This window comes from Marinilabilia salmonicolor (assembly GCF_003003035.1).
Taxonomy (GTDB): Bacteria; Bacteroidota; Bacteroidia; order Bacteroidales; family Marinilabiliaceae; genus Marinilabilia; species Marinilabilia salmonicolor_A.
The window spans coordinates 1-12,292 of sequence record NZ_PVTS01000015.1; the positions used below are offsets into that span (position 1 = coordinate 1).

The window sequence follows — 12,292 nt, forward strand, 5'->3', positions numbered from 1 at the left end:
CTCTGGTTTAAAGATTTTCTGTGTTGCATGATTTTTTTTGACAAAGGTAGGCGTCTGGATCATGCCAGGAAAGATGTCATTGCTGGGGTGGATACAGTTAAGGACCGTGCATTCAAAAAGGAATTAAAGGAAATGTCGGATTCTACCCGCTTAGCAGCCCTGAAAAGATTAGGATTTGAAGAAAATCAAATCTTTGAAGAACGAATCATGCTCAACAAAGAAGAGATTCAGTCGATGGTTGAAAGCGGACTCGTGGAGTTTGGAGCACATACACTTACCCATCCGATTCTCCCCAGATGCTCCGATTCTAAAGCAGCAAAGGAAATTCAACAATCCAAAGAAAGTACGGAAGCATTAACCCATGCCCCCTGCAAACTCTTCTCATTTCCAAATGGAGAATACAGTGAACGGGACATCCGCATATGTAAAAAAGCCGGGTTTGAAGCAGCACTGACCCTTGACACCGGATTTAACACCGGTAATACAGACCATTTCAGACTAAAGAGATTATCGGCACCAGATAACGGGACCATCTCCGAGCTCCTGGTAAAAGCCTCAGGAGCCTGGGCATACTTCAAGGTATTTTCAGGCCAACAACAACGGGTTCGTCGTCACAGCGGCCTTTAGCCTGAATAATTCATAAATAATTTATTACGATGATCAACCAACTGCGAAATATGAACGTCCTCGATAAAATTGATTTGAAAATAGTTCACTATTTCCTTCATCAATTTCATCTGCGGTTGTCCATATTTCTTGCTGTTTGACCATCTCATCACAAAAATTCATGAATTAATCAGGTTAGAGAACGTTTGAAAAAAACAAGGGGGCCATCACAACTGACAGCCCCCTTTGGTAAATTTCTACGGTTTAAAATATAAGCCTTTTCAATTACAACTTCTTCAACCCTTTGGTTTCGCTTTTGTCTTGTGCTTCGATGAGGCTGATGGCATAACCACCTCCGGGAGCACATTTCTGCGACAGCTTGGACTTACTGGTTACCACATACTTTTTGATCTCATAAGCCTTGGGATTTTTCTTGTAATGAGCATCCTTTTTATCACTGTAAATCGTTGCCACATATTTTTTCCCTGGTTCCAGGAAATCAAATTTAATATTGGATACACGGGGTTCTTCATCATTGGTACGTCCCACAAACCAATTGTCGCTATTCTTATCCTTACGGGCATAAGTGATAAAATCACCAGGCTCTGCTTCAAGAACTTTGGTATCCGCCCAATCCACCGGAACATCCTTAATAAACTGAAGCGCATCCAGATATTTATTGTAAGTTTCGGGCAGGTCGGCAGCCATTTGCAAAGGGCTGTACATTGTGACATACAGTGCCAGCTGGCGGGCAATGGTGGTATTAACCCATGAATTGTTGTCGGGATTGTATTTACTCACATCCTGTTCGAAAATACCCGGCGTATAATCCATCGGTCCGCCAATCAGACGGGTAAACGGCAGAATGGTGGTATGCGCCGGCTTATTGCCTCCAAAAGCCTCATATTCGGTACCACGGGCCGACTCATTGGCCAACAGGTTGGGATAAGTACGTCGCAGTCCCGTTGGACGAACAGCTTCGTGGGCATTCACCATCACTTTATGTTTTGCAGCCTCTTTTACTGCATAGATGTAATGATTCACCATCCACTGACCGTAATGATGTTCCCCTCGTGGAATAATATCTCCCACATATCCACTTTTCACAGCATTGTAGTTATTGTCCTCCATGAACTTATAGGCCTCATCCATGTGACGTTCATAATTGCGAACAGAGCTGGAAGTTTCGTGATGCATCATCAATCGCACACCTTTACTTTTGGCATATTCACGCAGTTCATCCACATCAAAGTCGGGATATGGAGTTACAAAATCAAAAACATAGTCTTTGGATTTCCCGAACCAGTCTTCCCAGCCAACATTCCAACCTTCAACCAACACCTGGTCAAAGCCGTGTTTTGCAGCAAAATCAATGTGCATCTTCACATGTTCGGTATTGGCGGCATGCTTACCAGTAGGCTGAGCATTCGAAAAGTCGGTTTCACCTAATTTCACAGATGGCAAGTCAGCGTAGGCCCAGGAGCTTTTCCCGGTAATCATCTCCCACCACACACCAATGTATTTCACGGGTTTGATCCAGGAAACATCATCATAAGCGCATGGGTCATTGAGATTGAGGGTAATGTTGGATAAAAGAATATCGCCTGCATTTTTACTGGCAATAACGGTACGCCAGGGAGTTTGCGTAGGAGCCTGCATGTAGGCCATGTTCCCCACTGCGTCAGGAGTCAGATGTGATTCAAAAATCATATTCTCATCATCCAGTTCCAGGTGCATGCAGGAATACTCAATCAAGGCAGCTTCGTGCAGATTGATGTACAATCCGTCATCTGTCTTCATCATGAGAGCTGTCTGCACACCGGTGTCCGAAAAAGGAGTCTGTGAAGCATTGGGGGTAATAGCCTGATCCATCAAACCACGGATTTCGGAAAGCCTGGAAGTAGTATAATCATACTCCTGGGTATCGTAATCTCCCGGAATCCAGAATGCAGTATGATCGTCGGCCATGGCAAACTGCGTTTTTTCGTCAGTTACCACAAAGTAGGTAAGGTTGTCCTGTTGGGGAAACTCATACCTAAACCCAAGGCCGTCATCAAACAAACGGAAACGAATAACCATCGTACGTTCGGTCTCTTCCTGCTCCAATGTAACCGCCAGTTCATTGTAATGATTGCGAATCTCTTTGGTTTCGCCCCACACAGGCTCCCAGGTTTCATCAAAAGAGCTTTCATCAACTTTTGTAAGCTTAAACCCGTTGGTAAGATGCTCCAGACCTTTCAACTCGAGCCCCAGACGACTTTCAAGAATTACCGGTTGCCCCTCCAGCTGAAGGCTGTAAACCGGAACCCCGTCCTTCACCTCAAAACTGAGATGAAAACTGCCATTGGGAGACTTCAGCTCAGCTGCCTGTCCCCATACGGCCATAAAGGATATTGCCATAAAAACAAGTAAATTTTTCATTCGTTTAAAATTTTGTAATTATCTGATAAAAAACTAATTAAAAATTTGAGAACGAATGGAACCGCTTCGCTCTCGCATAATATTTTTTAAACATGTTCTCTTGTGATTTATATTTAAAAAATATCATGCTCGTTTCATCAGTATATAATTTATCTAAGTTATTGGTCTGATGGAACTCGCATGTAAGGAACTTATGCATTGTCTTTTGTGACATCCCTTGCCATGCTCGTTTCATATACACAAATATTTGGGATGTTGCATAAAACTTTTACGTCAAAGATACCGAAAAGAGCAGTAGATCAGGAAAGTGACCGAAATTCACAACATTACAAAGTACGGAAATAAAACACCTAAATTACCTGTATATCAAACAAAAAGCAACCAAAAGCTACTTGTTTTTCATTATAAAAGAAAGTGGAAAATAAATGGAATGGAAGCTTCGCAAAGGTTTTCGGAAAATCAACTACCCCTCTTTCGTACAAACAATTTCGTATTCAATATTCTCAATTAGTTTCCGATATTGTTTCTTTTCACTACCCTGCTCCATGGCTTCTGAACCGAAAGGATGAGCATCACCAACAAAAGAAGCATTTGTACTGTACCCCAAACAGCACTCTGCTGAAAGTTGTACTGAAAAACATCATTGGAAAAAGCATGCTCCCTCAGGGTGTTCGCCAATTTGACATTGCCATTGACCCAGGGGCCCAGAAAAAATGTACCGAAGAGTATTTGAGCCACGGTCAGCACCCACTTCACTGTTATCCAGTGATGTTTAAAGAATCCAAAACCAGTCCATACACCATAAACAGTGCCTATCAACAGATTGCCCATAGCACCGGGGATAATAATAAAATCGTCAATTAACTGAATAATACGGGACTTCATAAACAACTCATCGCCTGTTTCCGGCTGAACAAAAAAGAGAACAGTTAATAGCGCAATGGCTCCTCCAATCCACATCACCACAAAAAAGAGGTGAATCATTTTAAGAATTTTAAGGCCTTGTTTCTTTAGTTTTGGCATACCGTCTGTTTTTTTTTAATAGTTCCGACATTCTTCAGGAAAAGAATCACTTCATTCCCTCCCATTCTTCATAAAACTCATTAAGGAATTCCTCCATAAACTGGTGACGGTGTTCCGCCATTACCGTTCCGGTTCTTGTATTCATCCGGTCCTTGAGTAACAGCAGTTTTTCGTAAAAATGATTGATTGTGGGAGCTTTACTGTTTCTATACACCTCTTTAGTCATATTAAGATCAGGCTTTATCTCAGGATCGTAAATTTTCCTGTTTTTATACCCTCCATAATTGAACGTGCGTGCAATACCAATGGCCCCAATGGCGTCCAATCGATCAGCATCCTGCACAATATCCATTTCAGGCGACCGAAATTCCTGCTGATGATTTCCCCCTTTGAAAGAGACATGCCTAATGATCTCCACCACATGACCAATAATCTCATCCGTAACATTCATTTCGCTCAAGAAATCTGCTGCTTTCAGCGCTCCCGCTTCTTCGTCTCCATCGTTAAATTTAGCATCGGCAATGTCGTGCAACAAAGCAGCAAGTTCCACCACCAGTTTATTGCATTCTTCATATTCGGCAATACGGCAAGCCATCTTCCATACCCGGTAGGTATGAAACCAGTCGTGACCTCCTTCGGCTCCCACAAGCTCCTTTTTCACAAAATCAACTGTGGAATGAATTATTTCAGTAGTATTTTTCATCCGTATAAAATTTGTTTAAGTTATTGGCCTGATGGAACTCACATGGTTGATTGTTTACATTCTCTTTTGAGGCAATCGTTGCCATGCTCGTTTCATTTATTTCCCCAGATCATAGATAATGTATTCCAAAACTATCACTTTTCACCCTTTTTTTTACATTTAATTAGGAGTTGCTGAAAAAATCACCAGATCAATTTTTAATTTCTTTATAGATTTTCTTTTTGGCATTGCTCCATAAAGAAACAAAAAAATCTAGTCCGTTTAAACCTATCCACCCGCGAAAGCCTAAGTTTCCGGCCATTGCGCAAGGCCTTAGAAGTCGCCCATTTTGGTTTCCCCCTATTCTCCGGCCCGGAAAACGGTGGCTAAAGTTGCCACCGTACAGCAGGCAGCGGCCATTGGAAAGCTGAAAGTTCAGGAACTGGTGAACCGATTGAGAGCTGAAGTCGGACAGGATGCCATTTCCGAAGATGGAGAAAGTGGATTAACCATTAAGTATGATCAACCCGACTTGTACAACGAATCAAAAGTCACCAAATACCTTGATGCCCGCCCAATGCTGGATGCAGGCGAAATGCCTGTTCATCAGGTGATGGCCGATTTAAAAAGTTTGCCAAAAGGAGAAATTTACGAACTGACAGTTCCTTTGCTGACGATTCCGCTTATTAAAAAAGCTGCGAGTTTGGGCTTTGACCACTGGGTGGAGAAAAAAGAGGAAGATCTGTTTATTATTCGGTTTCTGAAGGATGAATGATCTTTAATCGAAAGCATTCATCAGCCGGGAGAAATTTCGTCCGGCCTATACACATACCTGCTTGGAGATTACGGATGCCGAAGAGGTATTTGAACGAGCAAAAAAACAGAACTATAAGACATACGTCAATCCGGGCGCCAATGGTAACACCTGGTTTGTTGCCGATAGCAACAAGAATCTGTTTGAGCTCAAAGAAAAAATATGAGAGCAGAACAAAGCCGGAAAGGGAATCCCCATCCGGCTTTCGTATTTTCGTTGGCGTGATATTGATAAATTGAGACTGCTTCACTACGCACCAATGACAAATTAGGTGCGGCGGATTCCAATCCGCCGTTTCGTCTCTAACGGCGGATCGGCGCTCAGCTTTGCTGCTATGCTGTCCAAAGAATCCGTCGTACCTGCTTCACAAATAATCTTTTCTGGAGTTTTAATTGAGCATCTCAGCTTGTTATTTTCCCATTATGCCCCAAAATATAATTGAGGTGCGAAATCGCAATGACGGGCTTTTACAAGATATTGGGAGTTGGCAGGGGTTGATTTTATAATCTATTTCCTTTCTCTATATCCTTAAAATACCTGTAGGTACCCACCTTCAATTCATCACAGGCAGCTTCATCACATACAATTATTCCTTTGGGGTGCATTTGTAAAGCGCTAATGGTCCACATGTGATTGACGCCCTGCTCTATGGCATAATGCAAAGCCCTGGCTTTGTTGTGCCCGTTCACAATAATCAGCACCTCTCTGGCATCAAGGACGGTTGCAACACCTACCGTCAATGCGGTTTTAGGGACTTTATTGGTGTCATTGTCAAAGAACCGGGAATTGGCGATAATAGTATCCTGAGTAAGCGTTTTCACACGAGTTCGGGACTGAAGTGACGATCCGGGCTCATTGAAAGCAATGTGTCCGTCAGGACCAATACCGCCCATAAAGAGGTCGATACCATCATATTGATTAATCTTCTCCTCATATTGCTGACACTCTTCCTCAACATCAGGCGCATTACCATTTAAGATGTTCACATTGTCCTTTTCTATATCCACATGATTGAAGAAATTGTTCCACATGAAAGAATGATAACTCTCGGGATGATCCTCCGGGATACCGATGTACTCATCCATATTGAAAGTAACTACATTTTTAAAAGAAACTTTGCCTTCCTTATACAAATCTATCAATGCTTTGTAGGTTCCGAGCGGAGAAGAACCTGTTGGCAATCCTAAAACAAAAGGACGACTCCCCTTGTGCTGGTTAATTTTTTCGGCAATATAGCCGGCAGTCCATTCAGAAACTTTGTCGTAATTAAGTTGGATGAGTAGTCTCATTTTTTATGTTTTTTGATTTATAGTAAGTTTCTGACCAGAAACAGCTCTAAAACCAGAATTTGCTTAGTTTCCGGACAAGAACTAGTTAAAATTACATCTTTTTAAGAAAACAAAGGTGTTAATCCCCCTAAAATGTTTCAGACTGCTTCCCGAACAATAAAAAAAGCCCCGTCACCAGTGGTAACAGGGCAGCTTTCTTCAAACAGATTCATCAATAAATTCCAATATAGTAGGAATCGGCACCTGCCTCGAGCGTTGTACCAACAGTAAACCCATCCGGTTCGGCAGAGTTGACATCAAACATATAGATATGTCCCTCACCTCCTTTGGGTCCCAAAGCCATACAGAATTTATCATCCACCAATATACTGTTTTGATATTGTTGAAGCCACAGATTATCGGGAACATCCAGTTCCACAGCTGTACCGTTATATAAATCAACACGGGCAACTGACCACACAGCATCGCTGGTACCTCCCAAATCTGACTGTGCAAAAGGCACATAGCCTATTCCGTTACCTACATAAAACCAGCCATTAGAGATGGTATTTTTCCCCAGTAGCTCAGATAAATTAAAACTATAGTCTTCATCGTAGGCACCATCAGTAATCTTCAGGATATGGGTGTCATAAGAATTGTCAGGAACAGTAACAATCTGATAGACATCGCCCTGCTCATCCTGGTAAGCCACGGAAGTCCGGTAACCATTGGTAGCACCTTTAGCTCCGCCGGTAGTTGTGGAGATCAGGCGTGGATTGTTCAGAGACGGATAATCCACGACAAGTGTCTCAACTGAATTATAATCCACCTGCTCCTGTGTGTCCGTATCCGGATTGTATGTTCTTTTCGCCATACCGTAATAAACTCTATCGCCCACCACCACAGGTGCATCAATCCTGAACACATAAGCACCTCTGGCTTCATCCTCCTCATTTACGGGGATTTCAAATTCCTGTATGCTGCGAAATGTCAGATCATCAAGATTGACAGAAACCAGTTGCGCCGTGGCGACGGTCTTTAAGTAATCACCACTGGTTTCATCATAAATACGCTCAGTGGTAACGTTGTGCAACAAAGCATAATCATCATTTACTTTTGTCCATCGTGGATAAGCTGTACCAATTGCATATTGCACATTGGTTTCGGAGATTTGGGTATAATCCTGCCCCCCATTGACTTCAAATTTATAGACCGATCCGCCTCCATAATCAAGGCCGTACAAAATAGTCCCGTCCGAAGAAGCAAAAATTCGGGCGGTGCGTGTGGAAGGTACTTCAAATCCATATCCGACATAGGAAATGGTGCCATCAGAAAGGTCAGTTACTGACTGGGTGTAGGTTGCCGAGGGACTGCCGGAGCCGTCGGCATATCCAATGGTATATAACCGATCCCCGGTGGGTTGCTCGACAGTTTCTGTGTTATCATCTTCGCTGCAGGCTACCAGCCCGGTAAGAACAAACCCGAACAACAAATATTTCAAATTGCGAATCATAACAAATAGTTTTTATGGTTTGAATGAATTGATTTTATAACTGATTTTGGCATACAAAGCTCTTCCGGGCTTTTGCAGTGCCCAATTATCAAAGACTTGCTCATTAAAAATATTCCGAACGTCGGCACTCAGCGTCAACTTTTGTCCCGGGAAGGTGTAGCGCATTCCGGCATCATGCACAATTTGAGTGGGAATTACATCTTTGTTCGCACCTCCCAAACTGGCCCAGTTGCGATAAAATTCATGCACATAACTGAAGTTGTATTGCAAACTCCACTCACTTCCTTTCTGAAAAAGGTCCCGTTTTCGAATCACCAAATTACTGTTGATGGTAAAATAGGGTTCATTCCGGAGCCGATCGCCGTAATAGTTATACTTTGCTCCCTCATCGTTAAATTCCCTGTTGAATCTCGGATTGGAAAGCGAAACCCCGCTAATCCAGCTAATTGATTGCTGATAATGGTAGTTGACTTCCACATCAACCCCGGTGCTTCTCACATCATCAAGATTCACGTGCGGGGTAGATTCTGAAAACTGGTCGGGAACACCCCGTTTAATCATCCCCGTAATATCTCGGTAGAAAAAGTTGGTTGTCAGCCCCATTTGGTGAAGTCCTAATTGAAACGGCCCGGCATCAAACCCAAGGTTCAGATTTCGACTTCTTTCGGGTTTCAGATCATAAGCAGGATCAATATTTTCCGAAACCACACCAAAAATTTCGGATCCCGATGGCAATCTGAGTGCATCTTCAGCTGAGGCCATCAGCTTAATTTGAGGAGTTATGGCATAAGAGGCCGCAATGCCATACCCTTTGTCCCTGGTATCATCATCCAGTTCAATGGAAGTAAGCCCCTCAGTGCGGGAGCGCACCGCATCTTTCAACCTCAGATTCTGGAAGTAATATTTAAAAAATGCGGTCGCCTTTAGTTTATCCTCCAATGCAGCGTGTTCATAATTAAATGTCCATACATTCTTAGTCAAATACCGGGTGTCTATTAGTTCCCGTTCACTCCGGGGCAGCAGGGGATCATCAGGGTTTCTGGAAAAATCAGATGCCAGCAGGTTAAATGCCACCTTATTCCGTCCATTCAAACGATATTGCATCTTAATCCTTCCTGACCACTTTTTTTCGTCGTCTTTGTTCAGCGTCGGGTCGCCTGCTTCGGCACCTCCGGACCATTCATACCATTCACCTGTTCGCTCATTATAGACACGGTTTCCGCGCCAGTTGTACATATAAGGAATGGTGTCCACAATCTGTCTTTCGAGTCTGGAGAAGGAGGTAAACAAATCCACATCCAAATGCTCGATGAGAAAATTGCGCTTTCTGTATTCCGCATGAATCAATCCGGTATTTTGAGCTGCTGCTCTGTTTCCATAAACAATTTCCATTGTCATCCCGTGCTGAATATCTTTTTCCATCTCAGAAATTAAACCACCTACCATAAAGCGATCCGCCCATGCTACATTGGTAAATCCCACATCAGCTTTTATTCCGGCAGATTGATAAGAATCATGAAAACGACGGGCAGTGATGTATTCCTTTTTCCCCTGTTCATCGACGGTGTACACTTTATCTCCCCACACCTCATAATCGTTATCAGAATAGTTGTAAAAAGCATTCCCGCTAAATGTAAAACCGGTTCGCTCATCTCTAAATCGTCCGTCGGCGGCAGCCTGATGAGTATTAAAAGAACCCGTGGAATAACTCACATTCAAACTATTGACAAAACTTTTCCGCGTAATCACATTAATGGCACCCCCCAAAGCATCATCCCCCAAATAAGCAGGAACAACCCCTTTATAAACATCGATGCGCTCAATCATAGAGTTGGGAATGCTGCTCAGCGAAAAAGATGCTCCATAATTATCGATGGGAATACCGTTCAAAAAAATCTTGATTGACTTCCCCGACAAGCCATTGATATTGTACTGAACATCAGAGCCCAATCCTCCCTCACGGCGAATGCGGACTCCAGCCGTTCTATCCAGCATGTCGGCGGCCTGCACGGTTTGTAACTCAAACTCCTGCATATCCACACCACTGATGGCAAACCCCTTTTCCCGCTGAATGGCAGCCTGATTTTTACCAATCACTTTTACTTCATCTATTTCCAAAGTTTCCTCTTCCATCCGAATGGTTACGTGTATTTGATCATCGGTGGGAACCTCAATACGGACACTTTTTCTTTTGTAACCTACTGCTGAAGTCAATAAGGTATGATATCCGCTTTCCACACCTCTGATCGCAAAGGTTCCATCAGCATCTGTGACAGTACCACGACCTGAGGTTCCCAATGCGACCGACACAGCAAACAAAGGCATCTCTGTCTCATCAACAATCTTTCCTCTTATGACTCCTGCGTCAGTTTGTGCGGTCGCAATAGAATGCTGAAAAAGGAACAACACCCCTGATACCAGCATAAAGCACCTGGAAATTTTGGTGATTTTATTGTTTTTATTTAGACTAATTTCATTGTGCATCACAAAAAATCTCTACCGTTAAAATTTTGTTTTCCGTCAACAGGATTATTTGGAAGTTCGCAATCGGATTTTCCCCAGCCACATGACGACACCCGTAACAGGAAGACTGGTTGCTATCAGCACCACAAAGAAGTATATGATTTTTGAAAAGGTTCCATATATCTCCCCGGTATGGAGAGGCTTGATCAGAGATGCTATCTGTTCATTAAGAGGCCTGTCCGAAAAGAGGTTTACTGCCAACACTTCTGATGTGTACGGATGAACCGACATTTGATCGGAACCGGCAAAGGCAAAGAACCCGGTGGCATACCTGGTAATGCGAACCGGAGTGTCCTCCTGCTGCACTACAGAAATCCGGAAGTCTGAATTATCGTCCCAGCGACCTTTGGCCTTTGCCAGCAAGTCGGCGTAAGGCAACTTTGAACTATTTTCGGGAACAACCATTTCAACCTTCTCAGTTCCTCCGCGATTAAAAACCGGAGCGCCAAGTACATTTCCCAAACCACTCCGATACCAATCGAAAGACCAGGCAAGTCCGGTAAGAGCCATAATCAGCAATATTGGAGCAGCATAAAATCCTAATACATTGTGCAATTCCCACATATTCCTCCGGAAGGTTCCACGAAGCGTAATACGCAGTCCGTTTTTCAGCATTCTGAGCTTTTTGGGGACCCATAAAACCAGGCCTGAGATTACCAGAATCACAAAAATTAATGTAGAAACACCCACTATTACTTTTCCGGTCTTCCCCATAAGCAACCACCGATGAAGTTTCATCACCCACAGGAAAAATGCTCCGGCCTTGCCCCCGGATTTGCCCACTATGTCTCCCGAATACGGATGAACATAAAAGATCGTGCCTCTCCTTTGTTCAGGAGACATTTTCACCACAGCTTCCAGTGTACGCTGTTCCATTCCCGGTACCAAAACAGAGGTTACCTCCCCGCTGTCCGAAAGGAGTTCAATCACCCGGTCAACACTGACGACCTCTGCTCCCTCCTGCTCATCGACCATATATTTATCCGGATCGGCCAACTGTTCAAATTCGGATCTGAAGGTATAAACCGCCCCGCTCAGGCAAATAATAAACAATACAAGTCCACTTACAATGCCAAGCCACAAGTGAACTTCTCCAAATATTCTTCGGGTCAAACTTTTACTGTTTCTCATTCGTCTTAAATTTGGTTTATGGTCTATTGAGCTTGCTGATCTTTTACATAAACTCGTCAGATTCTGAATCGAGGAGCACTACTCCCCGATTGTCTCCGGTTTTGTCACAGTCTGTTTAATCCTATCGGATTTCTCTGTAAAAGACTTAATCCTTTTCTTATAATTGTAATTTCGTGAATCTCGTATCACCCGGTAAAGAAGGTTTCCACCACAGGCTTCAAGCAAGTTTTGAAACAAAAGTATAGGTTGTTCCAATGGTCCACAATCCCAAAAACAGGGGATTTTACAGCGACACCGAAACCCCGGAACCG

At 43.3% G+C, this 12,292-nt stretch carries 9 protein-coding genes; 2 read left to right on the forward strand and 7 right to left on the reverse strand.

What is annotated here, in order from left to right; genetic code table 11:
* Window positions 1-627, forward strand: a 627-nt coding sequence (locus tag BY457_RS14160) for a polysaccharide deacetylase family protein (RefSeq protein WP_106153987.1), incomplete at its 5' end; no start/stop codon positions are given.
* 264 nt (window positions 628-891) lie between these two features.
* Here BY457_RS14160 and BY457_RS14165 read toward each other — a convergent pair.
* The 3 genes from BY457_RS14165 to BY457_RS14185 all read right to left on the reverse strand — a co-directional run bounded on the left by BY457_RS14165 (window position 892) and on the right by BY457_RS14185 (window position 4,753).
* Window positions 892-3,027: a glycoside hydrolase family 97 protein gene (locus BY457_RS14165; protein ID WP_258176745.1), complete on the reverse strand. Its 2,136-nt coding sequence runs from the start codon at window positions 3,025-3,027 to the stop codon at window positions 892-894.
* A gap of 507 nt (window positions 3,028-3,534) precedes the next feature.
* The gene (locus tag BY457_RS14180; RefSeq protein ID WP_258176746.1) at window positions 3,535-4,050 is read right to left on the reverse strand and encodes a hypothetical protein; all 516 of its coding nucleotides are present in this window, start codon (window positions 4,048-4,050) and stop codon (window positions 3,535-3,537) included.
* A 46-nt stretch (window positions 4,051-4,096) separates the two neighbouring features.
* Window positions 4,097-4,753, reverse strand: coding sequence for an HD domain-containing protein (locus BY457_RS14185; protein WP_106153990.1), 657 nt, complete (start codon window positions 4,751-4,753; stop codon window positions 4,097-4,099).
* A gap of 361 nt (window positions 4,754-5,114) precedes the next feature.
* Here BY457_RS14185 and BY457_RS14195 point away from each other — a divergent pair, with 361 nt between their 5' ends.
* On the forward strand, window positions 5,115-5,507 hold the full coding sequence (locus BY457_RS14195; protein ID WP_106154066.1) for a hypothetical protein: 393 nt from the start codon (window positions 5,115-5,117) through the stop codon (window positions 5,505-5,507).
* A 539-nt stretch (window positions 5,508-6,046) separates the two neighbouring features.
* On the opposite strand, the gene nagB is transcribed toward BY457_RS14195, so the two are convergent.
* The 4 genes from nagB to BY457_RS14220 all read right to left on the reverse strand — a co-directional run bounded on the left by nagB (window position 6,047) and on the right by BY457_RS14220 (window position 11,981).
* A complete protein-coding gene (gene nagB, locus BY457_RS14205) occupies window positions 6,047-6,835 on the reverse strand; it encodes a glucosamine-6-phosphate deaminase (protein WP_106153991.1) in 789 nt (262 codons plus the stop codon).
* Between the two features lie 211 nt (window positions 6,836-7,046).
* Window positions 7,047-8,327 (reverse strand): hypothetical protein, encoded by a 1,281-nt coding sequence (locus tag BY457_RS14210; RefSeq protein ID WP_106153992.1) that lies wholly within the window; start codon window positions 8,325-8,327, stop codon window positions 7,047-7,049.
* 12 nt (window positions 8,328-8,339) lie between these two features.
* Window positions 8,340-10,751, reverse strand: a complete 2,412-nt coding sequence (locus BY457_RS14215) for a TonB-dependent receptor (RefSeq protein ID WP_258176747.1) — start codon at window positions 10,749-10,751, stop codon at window positions 8,340-8,342.
* Window positions 10,752-10,856: 105 nt separating this feature from the next.
* Entirely contained in the window at window positions 10,857-11,981 is a 1,125-nt protein-coding gene (locus tag BY457_RS14220; protein WP_106153994.1) for a PepSY-associated TM helix domain-containing protein, read from the reverse strand.
* Between the last annotated feature and the right edge of the window lie 311 nt (window positions 11,982-12,292).

What these genes read in the sequence shown, in the direction of transcription:
- BY457_RS14215 (WP_258176747.1), bottom strand. Translation starts at nt 10,751, where the DNA reads ATGCTGGTATCAGGGGTGTTGTTCCTTTTTCAGCATTCTATTGCGACC.
- BY457_RS14210 (WP_106153992.1), bottom strand. Translation starts at nt 8,327, where the DNA reads ATGATTCGCAATTTGAAATATTTGTTGTTCGGGTTTGTTCTTACCGGG.
- BY457_RS14185 (WP_106153990.1), bottom strand. Translation starts at nt 4,753, where the DNA reads ATGAAAAATACTACTGAAATAATTCATTCCACAGTTGATTTTGTGAAA.
- BY457_RS14180 (WP_258176746.1), bottom strand. Translation starts at nt 4,050, where the DNA reads ATGCCAAAACTAAAGAAACAAGGCCTTAAAATTCTTAAAATGATTCAC.
- nagB (WP_106153991.1), bottom strand. Translation starts at nt 6,835, where the DNA reads ATGAGACTACTCATCCAACTTAATTACGACAAAGTTTCTGAATGGACT.
- BY457_RS14165 (WP_258176745.1), bottom strand. Translation starts at nt 3,027, where the DNA reads ATGAAAAATTTACTTGTTTTTATGGCAATATCCTTTATGGCCGTATGG.
- BY457_RS14220 (WP_106153994.1), bottom strand. Translation starts at nt 11,981, where the DNA reads ATGAGAAACAGTAAAAGTTTGACCCGAAGAATATTTGGAGAAGTTCAC.